This window comes from Roseateles amylovorans (genome assembly GCF_025398155.2).
GTDB classification, from domain to species: Bacteria; Pseudomonadota; Gammaproteobacteria; order Burkholderiales; family Burkholderiaceae_C; genus Roseateles; species Roseateles amylovorans.
The window spans coordinates 3606075-3624004 of the sequence record NZ_CP104562.2 but is presented as its reverse complement, the minus strand read 5'-3'; the positions used below and the strand labels follow the sequence as shown (position 1 = coordinate 3624004).

The window sequence follows — 17930 nt, the reverse complement described above, 5'->3', positions numbered from 1 at the left end:
GCGAGCCCCCGTCATGCGGGCACCCCCAGGCGCTGGAAGGCCAGCCCTTGCGCATCGAAGAGATAGCAGGCGTCGGGCGGCAGTTGCAGCGACAGGCTGTCGCCAGCGCGCACGCGGGTGCGGCCGTCGAATTCGCAGGTCAGCGCGTCCTCCACGCCGGGATAGGCGCAGTAGGCATGCGTGGTGCCGCCGAGCGATTCGACGAAGGTCACCGTGGTGTCGATCAGGTTGCTGTCGCCGCCCACCTGGAAATGCTCCGGGCGTACGCCCAGGGTCACGCGGTCGCCAGGGCGGGCGCGGGCGCCATCCACCAGCGCGCGGACGATGGCGCCGGTCCCCAGCCGGACGACGACCTGGGTGGCGGCGGCCTCGGTGACTTCAGCCTCGATCAGGTTCATCTTCGGACTGCCGATGAAGCCGGCGACGAACAGGTTGTCCGGATGCTCATACAGCTCGATCGGCGTGCCGACCTGCTCGATCTTGCCGGCGCTCAGCACCACGATGCGGTCGGCCAGGGTCATCGCCTCGACCTGGTCATGGGTCACATAGACCATGGTGGTCTTCAGGTCCTCATGCAGCTTGGCGAATTCATAGCGCATGCGCACCCGCAGGGCCGCATCCAGGTTGGACAGCGGCTCGTCGAACAGGAATACCTCCGGCTTGCGCACGATGGCGCGGCCGATGGCCACCCGTTGTCGCTGCCCGCCCGACAGGTCCTTGGGCTTGCGCTCCAGCAGATGCTCGATGTGCAGGATGCGGGCGGCGTAGCGCACCGCGCGATCGATCTCGTCCTTCGGCACCTTGGCCAGCTTCAGGCCGAAGGCCATGTTGTCGTAGAGATTCATGTGCGGATAGAGCGCATAGCTCTGGAACACCATCGCGATGCCCCGCTCCGCTGGCGGCACGTCATTGACCAGCCGGCCACCGATGCGCAGTTCGCCGCCGGTGATGTCCTCCAGACCGGCGATGGTCCGCAACAGGGTGGACTTGCCGCAGCCCGACGGGCCGACGAAGACCATGAATTCGCCGTCCCGAATCTCCAGGTCGATGCCATGCAGGATCCGGGTCTCGCCATAGGCCTTGGCCACGGCTTGCAGCTTCACATCCGCCACTTCAATACCTCCGCGGCCACCCGGTGGGGTGCCGCCTGTCTCACTCGTTGGTGTGCATGCAGGCCCGGGGGGCGCGAAGGCGCTCGCCGAGGCGTGCTGTTTGTAGAGAATATACATGCCACCTTGCCGATTCACAACGCGGCTACACCCTCGTGTTCGAAGTTGAATCCATCAAAATCAATCACTTGCATCATCATTCGGGATAACCCGATGTAGTCAAACTACATGAATTCGACGGGCTTGAGGGATACTCCAAATCGTCCTCCCGACTGTAGAGGTCGACCTGGGTCGCCCTCATCGCTGAACACCCTATGACCGTCGCCGCCCATGCCCTGTCCCCCAACTCGACCGGTAATGCCATGACGACTGCCGCTTCCCCCCGCCCGCTGCCGGATGCCTCGTCGGCCACCGCGCAGGACCTGGCACCGGCGAAGGCGTCGCTCACCGCCGGCGCGGCCTCGGCCGCCTCGCCCGCACTGATCGCCGCCTTCGGGCAGGCGCTGCAGCGCGAGCGCCTGATCGCCGGCACGGCAGACGGCCCGCAGGCCCTGATGCGTGCCGCCGCGAAGGCCTGCCGCGAGCTGCTCGGCCAGCGGTGGGCGCAGACCCAGGCGGCGGATGCGGCACGCGGCCCGGCGGCCGCGGTGCGGCGCGTGCACTACCTGTCGATGGAATTCCTGATGGGGCGCGCGCTCGGCAATGCGCTGGCTGCGTTGAAGCTGGACGACACCCTGCGCGCCGCCTTCGCCGCCGAGGGCCAGTCCTTGCCCGATGTGCTGGAGCGCGAGAACGACGCCGCGCTGGGCAACGGCGGACTGGGTCGCTTGGCGGCCTGCTTCCTGGATTCATTCGCCGAGCTGGGATTGCCGTCCTTCGGCTATGGCTTGCGGTATCAGTACGGCATGTTCAAGCAGAGCATCCAGCACGGCCGTCAGATCGAGGCGCCGGATGACTGGATGGCGCTGGGCAATGCCTGGGAGATCCCGCGGCCGGAGCTGCGCTATCCGGTCGGCTTCGGCGGCCGGGTGGAGGTGCAGGCCCATGGCGCCCGTCGCTGGCTGCCGCAAGAGCAGTTGGTGGCCCAGGCCTATGACTTCATCGTTCCGGCCCACCACAGCGAGCGGGTCTCGACGCTGCGCCAATGGCAGGCCCAGGCGCTGGCGCCGATCGACTTTGCCGTCTTCTGCCAGGGTGAGCATGCCGCCGCCGCCGCGCACCGGGTGCAGGCCGATGCGATCAACTGGGTGCTGTATCCGGACGACAGCACCGAATCGGGCCGCCTGCTGCGGCTCAAGCAGGAGGCGTTCCTGGTCAGCGCGTCGCTGCAGGACCTGATCGCGCGTCACCTGCGCGAATTCGGCTCGCTGGACCTGCTGGGTCGCGCCAATGCGATCCATCTGAACGACACCCATCCCGCGCTGGCCCCGGCCGAGCTGATGCGCCTGCTGCTGGACGAGCACGCAGTGGGCTGGGATCAGGCCTGGGCCATCACCCGCCAAGCGGTCAGCTACACCAATCACACGCTGATGCCCGAGGCGCTGGAGACCTGGCCGGTCCGCATGGTTGAAGCGCTGCTGCCGCGTCACCTTGAAATCGTCTACGAGATCAACCACCGCTTCCTGGAAGAGGTGAAGCAGCGCTTCCCGGGCGATGACGATCTGCTGCGCCGCGTCTCGCTGATCGATGAAGGGCAGGGGCAGGGTGACCACGGTGGCCACGGCGGACACGGCGAGCGCCGGGTGCGCATGGCCGCGCTGAGCATCGTCGCGTCGCACCGCGTCAATGGCGTGGCGGCGCTGCATTCGGACCTGATGGTGCAGACCATCTTTGCCGACTACGCCCGCATCTTCCCGGAGCGCTTCCACAACGTCACCAACGGCGTCACGCCGCGCCGCTGGCTGCAGCAGGCCAATCCGTCGCTGTCCGCGCTGCTGGACCGGCGCATCGGCCCCGCCTGGCGCAAGGACCTGGACGCACTGGCCGACCTGCGTCCGCTGGCCAGCGACCGCGCCTTCGGTGCGGAGTTGCAGGCGGTCAAGCGCGAGAACAAGCAGCGACTGGCCGACCGCATCCAGCGCGAACTCGGCGTGACGGTGCGGGTGGACAGCCTGTTCGATGTCCAGATCAAGCGCATCCACGAATACAAGCGCCAGTTGCTCAACCTGCTGCATGTCATCAGCCGCTATCAGGCGATCGTGGCGAATCCGCAGGCCGGCTGGGTGCCGCGCACCGTGGTGATCGCCGGCAAGGCGGCGTCTGCCTATGTGATGGCCAAGTCGGTGATCCAGCTCGCGCACGATGTGGGCCGGGTGATCAACAGCGACCCGCGGGTGGGCGACCGGCTCAAGCTGGTCTTCCTGCCCAACTACGGCGTGTCGCTGGCCGAAACCATCATCCCCGCCGCCGACCTGTCGGAGCAGATCTCCACCGCTGGCACCGAGGCCTCGGGCACCGGCAACATGAAGTTCGCCCTCAACGGCGCCCTGACCATCGGCACCTGGGACGGCGCCAACATCGAAATGGCCCAAGCCTTCGGTGAAGCCAACATGTTCACCTTCGGCCTGCGCACCGACGAGGTGGAGGCGCTGAAGCAGCAGGGCTACGAGCCGCGCCATCATGTGGAGAAGAACCCGCCGCTGCGGGCCGTCATCGACGCGATTGCCCGTGGCGATTTCTCGCTGGGCGACAGCGGCCGCTACCGCGCGCTGATCGACAAGCTGCTGGGCGAGGACGTCTACCTGCTCATGGCGGACTTCGCCGACTATGTGAAGGCGCAGGAGCGGGTGGATGCCCTGTTCCGTGATCCGCAGGCCTGGGCCGAGCGGGTGGTGTTGAACATCGCCGGCATGGGCATGTTCTCGTCCGACCGTACCATTCAGGACTACGTCGACCGCGTCTGGTCGGTGAAGAGCCTCGGCTGAGGCCGGACTCCGCGACCCTCAACTTCCTCCTGATCCCATGCTCGCCGATGAAGCGATCCAGGCCTTGCTGCAGGCGCGGCACGGCGACCCGTTTGCCGTGCTCGGTCTGCATGAGGCCGACGACGGCAGCGGCCGTCTGTGGGTGCGCACGGTGCAGCCCGGCGCGCGCAGCGTCAGCGTGCTGGATGCCGACAGCGGCAAGCGGCTGGGCGACCTGGCCGAGCCTGCGGGACCCGGCAGCGGCTTCTTCGAGCTGCCGGTACCGCGCCGCCGCAAGCGCTTCGACTATCGGCTGGCGGTGACCGGTGACGACGGCGTGGAGCGGGTGCTGCCCGATGCCTATGCCTTTGGTGCGCTGCTGCCCGAAGTCGAGCTGGCGCTGTTGGCACGCGGCGAGCATCCGCGTCCCTGGCTGTGGCTGGGCGCGCATCCCATGGCGGTGGACGGCGTGGACGGCGTGCGCTTCGCCGTCTGGGCACCCGCGGCGCGGCGGGTGAGCGTGGTTGGTGATTTCAACCGCTGGGATGGCCGTCGGCATCCGATGCGTCGTCGCCATGAGGCCGGTGTCTGGGAGATCTTCATCCCCAAGGCCAAACGCGGTCAGTTCTACAAGTTCGAGCTGCTGGATGGCGAGGGCCGATTGCTGCCGCTGAAGGCCGATCCCTATGCCTTCCGGGCGCAGATGCGGCCGGAGAACGCCAGCGTCATCGCCGGACTGCCGGCCCCGATGGGCTTGTCGGCCGCGCGTGCGGCGGCCAATCGGCGTGATGCGCCGATCTCGATCTATGAGCTGCATCCGATGTCCTGGCGCCGGACCGATGACGGCTTTCCCGATTGGGCGCTGCTGACCCGCGAACTGCCGGGGTATGCGGCCGGGCTGGGCTTCACCCATGTGGAGCTGATGCCGATCACCGAGCATCCGTTCGATGCCTCCTGGGGCTACCAGACGCTGGGCCTGCATGCGCCCACGGCCCGGCTCGGCGACCCGGACGGCCTGCGCCGCTTCGTCCGTGCCTGCCATGCGGCCGGCCTGGGCGTGCTGCTGGATTTCGTGCCGGCGCATTTCCCGGAAGACCCGCATGGCCTGGGCAAGTTCGACGGCACGCCGCTGTATGAATATGCCGATCCGCGCGAGGGCTGGCACCGCGACTGGCACACCCTGATCTACGACTTCGGCAAGCCGCAGGTGCGCCAGTTCCTGGCCGGCGCGGCGCTGTTCTGGGCGGAGCGCTACGGGCTGGACGGGCTGCGGGTGGATGCGGTGGCCTCGATGCTGTATCGCGACTATTCGCGCCCGCCCGGGGAATGGATTCCCAACATCCACGGCGGCCGCGAGAACCTGGAGGCCATCGCACTGCTGCGTCACACCCATGAGCTGCTGGGGCGCGAGGCGCCGGGCTTCATCACCATCGCCGAGGAGTCGACCGCCTTTCCGGGAGTGTCCGCGCCGACCTCGCTGGGTGGGCTGGGCTTTCACTACAAGTGGAACATGGGCTGGATGAACGACACGCTGCACTACATGCGTGAGCAGCCCATCCATCGCCGCTGGCACCACGAGAAGATCAGCTTCGGGCTGGTCTATGCCTTCAACGAGAACTTCGTGCTGCCGCTCTCCCATGATGAAGTGGTGCATGGCAAGGGCTCGCTGCTCGGCAAGATGCCCGGCGAACCGGGCGATCCGGCCGACTGGCAACGCTTCGCGCATCTGCGCAGCTACTACGGCTTCATGTGGGCGCACCCCGGCAAGAAGCTGCTGTTCATGGGCCAGGAATTCGGACAACGCAGCGAATGGAACTTCGAGCAGCCGCTGCCGTGGGCGTTGGTGGATGACGAGCGCCATGCCGGTGTGCTGCGCCTGGTCGGCGACCTGAACCGCCTGTACCGCGCCCAGCCCGCCTTGCACCGCAAGGACTGCGACAGCGCGGGCTTCGAATGGCTGCAGGCGGAGGATCGGGAGCAATCGGTCTTTGCCTTCGCGCGGTATGACGATGACGAGCGGCCGGTCGTCGCGATCTGCAACTTCACGCCGGTGCCGCGCGAGCGCTATCGCATTCCGCTGCCGACGCGCGTGCCCGACCGTGCCGACTCGTCCTCATGGCGGGTGTTGCTCGATACCGATGCGCGCCGGTACGGCGGCAGCGGCATCGGCGATGTCGAGCGACACATGGAGGTGACGGACGGCGAACTGGTGTTGGACCTGCCGCCGCTGGCCACGATCTTTCTGGGGCGGGTGTGACACCGGCGCGCAGGCACAACCCGCTGACCGTCGACGTCATCTGCTTCACGCCATCGGTCTCAAGCCATCCGCCTCAAGCCCTCGCATCACGTCCATCGCCCCCTCATCAATTTCCCACTGACCGCCTCGTCACCGCGCCCCATGAACGCCTTGCCCGAACTCCTGCTCCCTGGTCGCCATGAGCCGTTGGGCGCCCACGTCCGTGACGGCGGCGTCAACCTGGCCGTGTTCTCCGAGCACGCCCACCGGATCGAGCTGTGCGTGTTCGATGCCGACGGCCGGCAGGAGCTGCGCCGCTATCCGCTGCACGGGCCGGTGGATGGCGTCTGGAGCGGCTTCCTGCCGGGCGCGTCGGCCGGAATGGTCTACGGTCTGCGGGCGCACGGTCCGCATGCGCCGCAGGAGGGTCATCGCTTCAATCCGCACAAGCTGATGCTCGACCCCTATGCGCGGGAGATCGTCGGCTGCTTCGAATGGCGGGCCGAACATCACGGCTATCCGCTGGGTCATCCCGACGGACCGATGGCGCTGGACGAGCGCGACAACGCCGCCTGGGCCTTGAAAGCGAGAGTGGCCGCGCCGCGCCACGGACCCGATCCCCGCGCGCAGGCGCCGCGCCATGCCCCGCGCGACGTGGTGCTGTACGAGGTGCATGTGAAGGGCTTCTCGATGCGGCATCCGGACATTCCGGAAGCGCTACGTGGCAGCTATGCCGCCCTGGCCCATCCGGCGGCGATCGCGCATTTCAAGCGTCTGGGCGTGACCACACTGTCGCTGCTGCCGGTGCAATACACACTGGATGAGCCGCACCTGGCCGGCACCGGCCTGCGCAACTACTGGGGCTACAACACGCTGGGCTTCTTCTGCCCGGATCCGCGGCTGGCCTCCGGCGCGGTGCGGCACGATCCGGCGGCGGTGGCGGCGGAGTTCCGCGCCATGGTCGCCGCGCTGCACGAGGCGGGGCTGGAAGTGGTGTTGGACGTGGTCTACAACCACACGCCCGAAGGCAATGAGCACGGCCCGACGCTGTCGTTGCGCGGTCTGGACCAGAAGAGCTATTACCGGCTCGATCCCGCCGATCCGTCCAGGTTGGAGAACTTCAGCGCCTGCGGCAACACGGTGAATGTGCAGCATCCGCGGGTGACGCAACTGGTGCTGGACTCGCTGCGGCATTGGGTCGCCGACATGGGCGTGGATGGCTTCCGCTTCGACCTGGCGCCGGTGCTGGGTCGGACCGCCAGCGGCCATGATCCGCAGTCGGCGTTCTACACCGCGCTGAGACAGGATCCGCTGCTGTCGCAGGTCCATCTGATTGCCGAGCCGTGGGATGCGGGGCCGGAGGGCTACCAGTTGGGTCGCTTCCCTGGCCGCTTCATGGAATGGAACGACAAGTTCCGCGACACGGTGCGCGGCTATTGGCTGGGCCACGGCCCCAACGGCGCCACCATCGGTCGGGGCGAGTTCGCGCGGCGCTTCACCGCGTCCAGCGATGTCTTTCACCATGGACAACGAGCGCCGCAGGCCTCGATCAACTTCCTCTCGGTGCACGACGGCTACACCCTCCACGATGTGGTGAGCTATTCCCGCAAGCACAACCAGGCCAACGGGGAAGACAACCGTGACGGACGCGACGGCGAGCTCTGCGGCAACTTCGGTGTGGAGGGGGAGACCGACGACCCCGTCGTGCGCACCGCCCGCGAGCGGGCCCGGCGCGCGATGCTCGCCACGCTGCTGCTGGCGCAGGGCACGCCGATGCTGTATTCGGGCGACGAGTTCGGCAACAGCCAGGGCGGCAACAACAACGCCTACTGCCAGGACAACGAGATCGGCTGGTTGGACTGGCCCCGGGCGGATGCGTCGCTGATGGCCTTCGTCGGCGAGCTGCTGCGGCTGCGCGGCAGCCATGCCCTGCTGCGCCATGGTCAATGGTTCGCCGGCGCGGGTTGTGATGAGCAGGTGTCGCTGCGCTGGTTCCATCCCGATGGCCACGAAATGCGCCACCAGGATTGGCACGATCCCTGCGCCCACGGCCTGGCTGCGCTGTTGCGCGATGCCGCTCACGCGGATGCGCCAGCGCTGCTGCTGATCTTCAACCCGGATGCTCACCCGATGAAGGCCGCGCTCCCGGCCGGCCCGCAGGCCGCAGCGGGGCAGGGCGGCTGGACCCTGCTGCTGGACAGCAGCGGCGAATCGATGCCCGGCCCGCTGGTGGATCGCGCCTTCACCGTGCCCGCACGCAGCTTGCTGCTGCTGCAGGCCTGAAGCGCGGTCAGCCGCTCAGCCATTGACATCGCCATCTGGCACCGACGCGCCCTACCCAACAACTCGACCCTCAGAGACGCCCATGACCATCGATCTGAACCAGCGCCAATCCGGCGTGCTGCTGCACATCACCTCGCTGCCCGGGCCGCACGGCATCGGCGACTTCGGGCCGGAGGCCTACCATTTCGTCGACTGGCTGCAAGGCGCCGGCCAGGGCCTGTGGCAGTGGTTGCCCAGCACGCCGATCGGACCGGGCGACAGTCCCTATCAGGGCGTGTCCGCCTTCGCCGGCAGCCCGTGGATGGTGGCGCTGGAGCCCTTGGTCGAGAAGGGTTGGCTGGCCGCACCGGTGCTGCCGGCGGAGGGCTTCGATGCCCGTCAGGTCGACTACGGCCGCGTCCTGCCCTGGCGTGAACAGCAACTGCGCGCCGCCGCCGCCGGCTTCTTCGCCCAGGCGCTGCCGGCGGAGCGGGAGGCCTATGAAGCCTGGTGCGCCTCGCAGCCTCACTGGCTGCCGGACTATGCGCTGTTCATGGCGATCCGCTCGCCGCGCAACGGTCAGCCGTGGTGGGAATGGCCGCGCGACCTCGCGGCCCGGGAGCCCAAGGCCCTGGCCACCGCCCGCGAGCAGTATGCGGAAGAGGTCGCGTTCTGGCAGTTTGTCCAGTGGTGCTTCGACGTGCAATGCGCGGCGCTGAAAACCTATGCCAATGCGCGCGGCGTGCGCATCATGGGCGATCTGCCCATCTTCGTCGCCCACGACAGCGCCGACTGCTGGTCCCGCCCCGATCTCTATGAACTGGACGAGAATTTCCAGACCACGGTGGTCGCGGGCGTGCCGCCGGATGCGATGTCCGCCGCCGGCCAGCGCTGGGGCAATCCGCTCTACCGCTGGGACAAGATGGCTCATGAGCATTTCCGCTGGTGGAGCGCCCGGGTGCAACGGGCGCTGACCTCGGCCGACGTGTTCCGCATCGACCACTTCCGCGGGTTCGCGGCCTATTACGAGATTCCCGCCGACAGTCCCGATGCGACCCGCGGCCAATGGAAAACCGGTCCGGGCAAGGCGCTGTTCGATGCGATCGCCAAGTCGCTGGGCGAGTTGCCGATCGTGGCCGAGGACCTGGGCTTCATCACGCCGGATGTTCACGAACTGCGGGATGCGCTGAACTACCCCGGGATGAAGATCCTGCAGTTCGGATTCGGTGGCGACGGCAGCCACGAGTTCCTGCCCCACAACTGGCCCCGTGCGGCCGTGGCCTATACCGGCACCCATGACAACGACACGGTGCGCGGCTGGTGGAACCAGGCCGGTCCGCGCGAGCGCGCCTTCGCCGGGTCCTATCTGGCCTGCGGGGAGCACGACATCCACTGGGCCATGATCCGGGCTTGCGCCAATTCGGTGGCCAACATCGCGGTCTATCCGCTGCAGGATGTGCTGGGGCTGGGCAGCGAGCACCGGATGAACATCCCCGGCATCCTGGGCGGCAACTGGGGCTGGCGCTTCACCTGGGACATGGTCGGCGCCGAGCCCGGCCGGGTGCTCGGGTTGATCGCTGCGACCAGCGGGAGAGCCCCGATTGCCGGGGCCCATCTGCCGGGGTGAAATTCGTCCCCTCAGAGCCCGTTGCAACAGGGCCAGCGCAGGGGACACCACTTGACCACGACCGAGATCTTCCTGATCGCCATGGCGATCATCTTCACCGTCCCCTACCTGGTGTGGCGGTTGGGCGGCATCGACTATGCCGCGCCGCTGGTCGTGGTGCAGATCATCACCGGCATCCTGCTCGGGCCGGGCGTGCTGGGGCGCGCCTTCCCCGAGTACTACCAGTTCGTCTTCAGCGCGCCGGTGGTGCAGTCGCTCAACGGGGTGGCCTGGTGGGCGGTGATGCTGTTTGTCTGGATCGCCGGCATCGAGCTGGACCTCAAGAAAGCCTGGGTCCACCGGGTCGAGAGCGGGATCACCGCTGGCCTCGCGCTGGGCGTGCCGATGGCCTTGGGCGCCGTGGCCGCCGTGGCGATGCTGGGCCTGGGAAGCCAATGGATGGGGGCGAAGGCGCAGACCTGGCAGTTCATCGTCGGCGTGGGCATGTCCTGCGCGGTGACGGCGCTGCCCATCCTCATCCTGTTCCTGGAAAAACTGGAAATCCTGCGCCAGCCCATCGGACAGCGGATCCTGCGCTACGCCAGCCTGGATGACATCGCCATCTGGGGCGTCCTGGCGGTGATCCTGATGGACTGGTCACGGGTGGGCAAGCAGGCGCTGTTCCTGAGCGGCTTTGCGCTGGCCACGGTGCTGTTCCGGCGCCTGATGCGCGCCATCCCCGAGCGCGACCGCTGGTATGTCGGCCTGATCTGGCTGGCCGTGTGTGCCTTCGGTGCGGACTGGTCCGGCCTGCATTACATGGTGGGCGCCTTCCTGGCGGGGGTCGTCATGGACGCCGACTGGTTCGACCAGCGCCAGATGGACGCTCTGCGCCACCATGTGCTGCTGGTGGTGATGCCGGTCTTCTTCCTCAGCACCGGTCTGCGCACCCAGTGGGGACTGGAAGGCGGGATGGTGTTCGTGGCGGCGGCGCTGCTGTTGGTGGCGTCGATCAGCGGCAAGCTGCTGGGCGTGCACATCGCAGGACGTCTGCTGCGTTGGCAGCCGGGCGAGGCCGGCATCATCGGCTGGCTGCTGCAGACCAAGGCGCTGATCATGATCATCTTCGCCAATGTGCTGCTGGACAAACAGATCATCTCCAACGAGACCTTCACCGCGCTCTTGTTGATGGCCGTGGGCTCCACCATGCTGACCGTGCCGATGGTGGCGCCGAGGCTGGCGAAGATTCGGGAATTGGTGTTTCGCGCCAGTTGAGCTGGCGCACCTGACAATCGCCACGGCACCACGGCACCACGGCACCACGGCACCACGGCACCACGGCATCACCACATCAGGAGCTCGCCTTGATTGATCATCTCGACCATCTGGTTCTGACCACCGCCGATGAGGCGGGCTGCATCCGTTTCTATACCGAGGTGCTCGGCATGCAGCTGGAGCGCTTCGTGGGCGGGACACCGCCTGTCACCCGGCAGGCGTTCAAGTTCGGCCAGCAGAAGATCAATCTGCATGTGAAGGGCCGGGAGTTTGAACCCAAGGCGAACACGCCGGTGCCGGGTGCTTTGGACCTGTGCTTCATCGCCGCCATCCCGCTGGATCAAGTCATCGAACGCCTGGCGACGGCGCAGGTACCGATCGTTGAAGGCCCTGTCATGCGCACGGGGGCCACAGGAAAGATCCGGTCGGTCTATGTGCGGGATCCCGACCTCAACCTGATCGAGATCTCGGAACTGGCCGGTTGATGGCTGATGGCTGATGGCTGATGGCTGATGGCTGATGGCTGATGGCTGACCGCTGACCGCTGACCGCTGACCGCCGGGCTCAGTCTTCAGCGCGGTGCGCTCAGGGCCACGTTGGACACGGTGGCCATGAGCACGGCGGCGGTGGCGGTCCAAGGTAGGCCGATCCGGGCGTCGTCCAGCAGGCGCGAGGTGGTGGCGCCGTCATCACCCAGCGGCACGATGGTGAGGTGCTCATCGGCGCGGGCGAGCTCGATTTCCTCGGCGGTCAGGCCGTTGAAGATCTGGGCGAAGCCGCGTTCGATGGCGTCCAAGGCCGCTTCGGTGGCGCGACGCCAGCGTTTGACGGCTGCGCAGTCGCTGCGGGAGGCCGTGTCCGGAATCGGCCAGCGCGGATCGCCGCCGGTGATCGCGATGCAGGCCGCATGCGCATCCACCACGCCTTGCGGTCCGCCCAGACGGGCGTCCAGCACCTGCATGGCGATGGTGCGGGCCAGATCCCGTTCGTGATACGGGACCATGACCCGGTCCAGGATGACTTCATAACGTCGCATGGGGTCCTCTCTGAGCTTCTTGCTGTGTATGGAGAGCAAGAATACTGGATGGACATACAGTGCGACAAGGCAGCTCGTCGGCAAGCTAGGGGGTGCTGCCATGACTTGTCAGCAGGGCAAACTCGCTGACACGTGCCGACGTCTGCGGTCTGACCGTCTGAATCGGCGGCGGGTGCTCGCTCAGGCCGGTCAGGAGCCGGTCGCCGACAGCCGCCGCCGGATCATCCGCATCAGCGCGCCCAGCACCGGCACCCCTTCGTACAGTTGACGGGCCGGATCCCAGTGGTCGTGGTGCAGCGTGATGCGTCCCTGGTCGTCGAACACCAGCCGGCTCATGCCGTGGATGCGGTGCGTCTGTCCCCGGCTGCGGAAGTGCAGGTCCCAGAGCAGGAACCCATTGCAGCCTTGGATGGCGCCTTCCAGCACATCGAAGCGCGGCTGGTCCAGGGTGGCGTACATGTGCTCGAAGATCTTGCGGATCGTCGCCCGACCGATCACGTCATTGAACGGGTCGATGAAATGGGCGTCCGGAGCGAACAAGGACTCCAGCGCGTCCAGGGTGGTCGGGCTCAACTGTTCATAGACGCGGATCGCGCGGGTCAGTCGGTCGTCGTCGCAAATGCGGGCGGATTGGGTGCTCATCCTGCGATCTTCACTCATTGGCCATGCCCGGGCGTTCACAGCCCGGTCGCCCGATGCACCGCGCGGACATACAGCCCGTGCGGCAGCAGCCGCAGCAGCTTCAGCCACAGGCTGAAGCGCCAGGGGAAATGGATGTCGTAACGTCCCTTCGCCCAGCCGGTCAGAATGTGATCGGCCGCCTTGTCCGGGGTCAGCAAGGCCGGCATCGGGAAGGGGTTGCCGGCCGTGAGCGGTGTGTCCACAAAGCCCGGGTTGACCACCGAGACACCGATCCCCGCGGGGCGCAGATCCAGGAACAGCGTCTCGGCCAGGTACTGCATCGCCGCCTTGCTCGGCCCGTAGGCGAGCGCCTGAGGCAGGCCGCGATAGCCGGCCACGCTGGCCACCAGGCTCACATGGCCGCGCCCTTGGCTCAGCAGGACCGGCAGCAGCACTTCCAGCAGGCTGACCGCGCCCATCAGGTTGACCTCGATGTGCTGACGCATCACCGCGGTGCTGAAGTGGGTGGCACGCATCGGCTGATAGACACCGGCGCAGTACATCGCCAGGTCAATGCCGCCGTACTGCGCCAGGATCTGCCGCAGACCTTGGGGCAGGGCCTCGGGATCGCTGACGTCCAGAGGCAGGGCCATGCTGCCGGGATGCTCGCGAACGAACTGATGCAGCGCGGCGGCCTGACGCGCGGACACCACCACCTGCGCGCCTCGCGCATGCAGTTGCGCCGCAGTCGCCCGGCCGATGCCGGACGAGGCGCCCACGATCCAGACCACTTTGCCGGTCCAGTCGGTGATGGGGGGATTGGCGCTCATGGGGTGGGGTGTCCAGGGTGAACAGAAAAGAGAAGGCTGCGATCAAACACGGTCGACATGCCGGAAGGACAGCAGCACCTCGCCGACGCGCACCCCCAGCTTGCTCATCACCGCCTTGTTGAGCAGCGTGTCGTCGTCGATGAGGACCATCCAGTCGTCGAAATCCAGGTCGTAGACTGAGTCGCCCACCGGCACCTTCAGCGTGTAGCGCCAGTTGAAGGCCGGGCCAGTGGCGGCGCCGGTGGCCGTTCCGACCACGTCATCGGCGGTGCCGGTGTAGCGGCCGTTGGCCTCGCGGCGCACCCGCCACTTGCGTTGCTGGCGCTCGCCGTCGTCGTAGACGAAGGACTCGTCCAGCACGCCGGTGGTCTCGGGTCCGTCGGTCCAGCTGCAGTCCATCGTCACCACCATGCGGCGCAGCACCTTGCCCGAACGATTGAGCACCATGCCGTGGGCGACCAGCCGGCCATCGAAATAGCGGCGGAAATCGAAGGTCGGCTTCTGCCCGGAAAAGTCGGTCAGGTCCGCCCCCGCGCAGCCGCTGAGCAGCGGCATGCCCAGTCCGGCCGCACCGAGCGCCAGCAGGCCGCCGCCGAAGCGCCGCCGCGACGCCAGGGGCGCGGCCTGCGGCCGTCCGCCCCGGGGCGATTCAGGTCCGCCGACAGGGGGGCGGTCGGTCGGGTTGTGGGGATGACGTGCGTTCATGAGGCTTCCTTCACCAGTTCGCTCCGCCAGGTCGCCAGGGCGGCCACGGCCAGGAGCTTGAGCAGACAGGGAACCAGGACATAGGCGAGGCTCAGCGCCTGAAGCGCGTCGTCGTCGCGTCGACCTGGCGCATAGCCGGCGGCGGCCAGCAGCGGAAGCGCGAGCCCCGCCGCCAGTCCAAGATTCAGTTTGGTGGCAGCGGTCCACCAGCCGGCATAGGTTGCCGCCTGCGAGGTGCGTCCCTCGCGTTGCAGCAAGCCGGTGAGCAGCGCGGTGGGGGCCGCCAGATCCGCCCCGAGCGCCGCACCGGTGGCCAGACAGATCAACAGGAAGCCGGTGCGGTCGCCCGTTCCCAGGGCAAGTGCCGCGCCGAAGGCGGCCACCGAGGCCAGCATGCCGCCCGCCCAGGCCCGCACCAGTCCGACGCGCTGGATCACCCGCATCCACAGCGGCAGCGACACCACCGCCGCCAGGCAGTAGCCGCCCAGAAACAACGGCATCCCGTCCACAGCCTGCAGCCGGTCCTGCACGAAGAAGGCCAGCAGCGTGGCCGCCACCGCATTGCCGATGCCGTTGAACATGTAGACCGCCAACAGTGCCCGGAAGCGACCATGACGCCACGGGGTTCGCCAGGAACCGGCTTGCGCCGCGGCCGAACCGTCCGAGCCATGGGCTTCGGTGCCAGACGCCGCAGGGAAGGGCACCCGCCACAGCAGCGCCAGCCCCAGTGCCAGGCTCACGGCCAGCACGGTGGTGGCGACGCCGAAGCCAAGCAGCGCGGGCAGCACGCCGGCCAGCAGCAGCCCGCCGAGTCCGAAACCTTCCCGCCACGCGGCCACGCGGGTGCGCTGCGATTCATCACCGCCCAGCCGTGTGCCCCATGCCTGATGTAGCACCGACAGCGTGCTGTAGCCGATGTAGACCAGCACCAAATTCAGTCCGAGCCACAGCCACAGCGCGAGCGGTGTGCCGGTGGCGCTGGCCGAGGCGATGACCGGCACCACGGCAGACGACGACGTGGCGGCCAGGGCTGCGGTGGCCGCGGTTGCCGAGGTGGCCGCAGTCGATGTGTCAGACGGCACTGGCGAGGCCGCCAATGTCTGCGGTCCGAAGTTACCGAACGGCGCGAAGAAGAGGGCGCCGAAACCGCCGCCGATGGCAATCGCCGCCACCAGCGCCACGATCAGGAGTCGGCGCCGGGGACCGGCCAGTCCCTGGTCCACGCGCTGTCCGATCCACGGGTCCATCACCGTGTCCAGCAGACGCGCGATCAACAGGACCGCGCCCAGTGTGGCCAGCGACACCCCATGATGCTGCGCATAGTGCTGCGGCAGCGCGATGGTCATCGGCAAGGCGAGAAATGCCAGCGGCAGTCCCAGCGCGCCGTAGCGAAGGCCGTCGGCGGTGTTCACGGCCGCGCTTTCGCGGCGGGGCCGAGCAGAGCGTCACGCAGGCCGGTGGCCGACGTGGTGGGCAGCAGCCAGATGCCGAAGAAGCGCCGGGCAAAGTCCGCGTCCTCGAACGAGGCGGTCTGCCGGCCGTTATGGAAGAAGCGCACCAGGCCGCGTCCGTCGCTCAGACCGACCAGCCGATCGCCTTCCACGACATTCGGAAAAGCCGCGCGCATCGCGGCCAGCCAACGCGCTGCATCGGTCTCGGCGATGGCGCCTTGTCGACGCATCTCCTGCAGCGACCGGTCCGCAATCGCGGCGCCCTCGAGCGTGCGGGCATAACGCAGCTCCAGCGCCATGGGCTGCTGCAGCCATTTCGCCGGGTCGCCCTCGGCGGTCATCCACAGGCGGGTGTCATAGACCTTGAAGCCGAAATACCGGAACGGACCTTGACCCACCACCCGGGCCGATGGCCAGGCCTGCGCGACTTCCGCGGGCACGTTCGCGGGCATGGCCGGCGCCCCTTCGGCACTGCGGGCCGTGGCCTGCGGGGTGGGCGCGGCAGCCACCGCCGCCGGTGAGCCGGTCATGCCGGCCGTGGCGGGCGCCGAGGTCACTGGCGGCGCAGCCGACGACGGGGCTTGCGCATGGGCCCATGCTGCAGCGCCCAGCAGCAGCAGCAGCAGCGGCGCCAGCGACTTCATGCGGCGGCTCCGTCGCGACGCAGGGTGAACTGCACCACATCGGTGTTGCCCAGCGCGAACGCGGCTTCGCAGTACGCGAGGTAGAAGAGCCAGGTGCGCTGGAATTTCACGTCGAAGCCTTGGCGTTCCACTTCGGGCAGGCACTCGAGGAAGCGCTCGCGCCAGTGACGCAGCGTCTGCGCATAGTCGGCACCGAAGGCGAAGCGGCGCTCCACCTCGAAGCCGTGCCGCCGGGCCAGGGTCTCGAACACCGACACGCTGGGCAGCAGGCCACCCGGGAAGATGTATTGCTGGATGAAGTCGGTCGAGCGCACATAGCGGTCGAACAGGTCGTCGCGGATGGTGATGCTCTGGATGCAGGCGCGGCCGCCGGGCTTCAGGCAGCGGCGCAGGGTGGCGAAGTAGTCGTCCCAGTATTCGCGGCCCACGGCTTCGAACATCTCGATGGAGACCACCGCGTCATAAGGCTGGTGCCCGGGCTGGCTGGCGATGTCGCGGTAATCCTGCAGGCGCAGGTCGCAGCGGTCGGCCATGTCGGCGCAATCCACCCGCATCCGCGCCCAGCTGAGTTGCGCCGGGGACAAGGTCACGCCGGTGACCGAGGCGCCGAAATCGCGTGCGGCGGTCTCCGCCATCGCGCCCCAGCCGCAGCCGATCTCCAGCAGGCGGTCGCCGGAGGTCACACCCGCCTCGACCAGCGCACGCCGCATCTTGGCATGCTGCGCCTGAACCAGGTCGCCCTCCAGGTTGCCTTCGAACCAGGCGCTGGAGTAGCTCATGGTCGGGTCCAGCCACAGGCTGTAGAAGGCATTGCCCAGGTCGTAATGAGCATGGATGTTGCGCGCGCTGCCGGCCCGGGTGTTGCGGTTCAGGGCGTGGCGCAGCAGTCCGGTCAGACGACCCCACCAGGCGCCGTAGACCACGCGCTCCAGGGCCTCGCGGTTGGCCAGCATCAGTGAGAGCAGGGCGGTGAGGTCGGGGGTCTCCCAGCGGCCTTCGATGAAGTCCTCGGCAAAGCCGATGTCGCCGCGCCGAAGCGCCCGGGAGAAGACACGCCAGTCGTGCACCTGCAGCGTGGCCCGGCGGGCGCCGGTGCCCAGCCGATGGGTCTGGCCATCAGGGGTGCGGAGTTCCAGCACCCCCTCGGTCAAGGCGCCGAGCAGGCGCATGACCTGTCGAGCGGCCAGGGGCGCACCACGGCGGGTGGTCGCGGCGGGACGGGCGGACAGCGGGGACATCGGTTCGGACATGC

At 67.9% G+C, this 17930-nt stretch carries 14 protein-coding genes; 6 read left to right on the top strand and 8 right to left on the bottom strand.

All coding sequences use genetic code 11. The features are described from left to right. Window positions 1-11: 11 nt before the first annotated feature. The gene (locus N4261_RS14985; RefSeq protein WP_261756097.1) at window positions 12-1112 is read right to left on the bottom strand and encodes an ABC transporter ATP-binding protein; all 1101 of its coding nucleotides are present in this window, start codon (window positions 1110-1112) and stop codon (window positions 12-14) included. Between the two features lie 311 nt (window positions 1113-1423). On the opposite strand from N4261_RS14985, the gene N4261_RS14980 reads away from it, so the two are divergent. The 6 genes from N4261_RS14980 (at window position 1424) to N4261_RS14955 (ending at window position 11876) form a co-directional block, all read left to right on the top strand. Beyond that, window positions 1424-4033 carry a glycogen/starch/alpha-glucan phosphorylase gene (locus N4261_RS14980; RefSeq protein WP_261756096.1) on the top strand — a complete coding sequence of 870 codons (2610 nt, stop codon included), beginning with the start codon at window positions 1424-1426 and terminating at the stop codon, window positions 4031-4033. Between the two features lie 37 nt (window positions 4034-4070). After that, window positions 4071-6269: a 1,4-alpha-glucan branching protein GlgB gene (gene glgB, locus N4261_RS14975; RefSeq protein ID WP_261756095.1), complete on the top strand. Its 2199-nt coding sequence runs from the start codon at window positions 4071-4073 to the stop codon at window positions 6267-6269. Between the two features lie 141 nt (window positions 6270-6410). Continuing rightward, on the top strand, window positions 6411-8531 hold the full coding sequence (gene glgX, locus N4261_RS14970; RefSeq protein WP_261756094.1) for a glycogen debranching protein GlgX: 2121 nt from the start codon (window positions 6411-6413) through the stop codon (window positions 8529-8531). Between the two features lie 82 nt (window positions 8532-8613). Then, window positions 8614-10137 carry a 4-alpha-glucanotransferase gene (gene malQ, locus N4261_RS14965; protein WP_261756093.1) on the top strand — a complete coding sequence of 508 codons (1524 nt, stop codon included), beginning with the start codon at window positions 8614-8616 and terminating at the stop codon, window positions 10135-10137. 51 nt (window positions 10138-10188) lie between these two features. After that, window positions 10189-11391, top strand: a complete 1203-nt coding sequence (locus tag N4261_RS14960; protein WP_261756092.1) for a cation:proton antiporter — start codon at window positions 10189-10191, stop codon at window positions 11389-11391. 89 nt (window positions 11392-11480) lie between these two features. Then, a complete protein-coding gene (locus tag N4261_RS14955) occupies window positions 11481-11876 on the top strand; it encodes a VOC family protein (RefSeq protein WP_261756091.1) in 396 nt (131 codons plus the stop codon). Window positions 11877-11962: 86 nt separating this feature from the next. Here N4261_RS14955 and N4261_RS14950 read toward each other — a convergent pair whose 3' ends face one another. The 7 genes from N4261_RS14950 to N4261_RS14920 all read right to left on the bottom strand — a co-directional run bounded on the left by N4261_RS14950 (window position 11963) and on the right by N4261_RS14920 (window position 17928). Next, window positions 11963-12427: a hypothetical protein gene (locus N4261_RS14950; RefSeq protein WP_261756090.1), complete on the bottom strand. Its 465-nt coding sequence runs from the start codon at window positions 12425-12427 to the stop codon at window positions 11963-11965. Between the two features lie 189 nt (window positions 12428-12616). Continuing rightward, window positions 12617-13069 carry a nuclear transport factor 2 family protein gene (locus N4261_RS14945; protein ID WP_261756089.1) on the bottom strand — a complete coding sequence of 151 codons (453 nt, stop codon included), beginning with the start codon at window positions 13067-13069 and terminating at the stop codon, window positions 12617-12619. Between the two features lie 35 nt (window positions 13070-13104). Continuing rightward, window positions 13105-13878: an SDR family NAD(P)-dependent oxidoreductase gene (locus tag N4261_RS14940; protein WP_261756088.1), complete on the bottom strand. Its 774-nt coding sequence runs from the start codon at window positions 13876-13878 to the stop codon at window positions 13105-13107. Between the two features lie 42 nt (window positions 13879-13920). After that, entirely contained in the window at window positions 13921-14583 is a 663-nt protein-coding gene (locus N4261_RS14935) for a DUF3833 domain-containing protein (protein ID WP_354005367.1), read from the bottom strand. After that, on the bottom strand, window positions 14580-15995 hold the full coding sequence (locus N4261_RS14930; RefSeq protein WP_261756087.1) for an MFS transporter: 1416 nt from the start codon (window positions 15993-15995) through the stop codon (window positions 14580-14582). Before N4261_RS14930 ends, N4261_RS14935 begins: the two co-directional genes overlap by 4 nt. Then, a complete protein-coding gene (locus tag N4261_RS14925) occupies window positions 15992-16678 on the bottom strand; it encodes a chalcone isomerase family protein (RefSeq protein ID WP_261756086.1) in 687 nt (228 codons plus the stop codon). Before N4261_RS14925 ends, N4261_RS14930 begins: the two co-directional genes overlap by 4 nt. Further along, a complete protein-coding gene (locus N4261_RS14920) occupies window positions 16675-17928 on the bottom strand; it encodes an SAM-dependent methyltransferase (protein ID WP_261760715.1) in 1254 nt (417 codons plus the stop codon). Before N4261_RS14920 ends, N4261_RS14925 begins: the two co-directional genes overlap by 4 nt. Window positions 17929-17930: the final 2 nt, after the last annotated feature.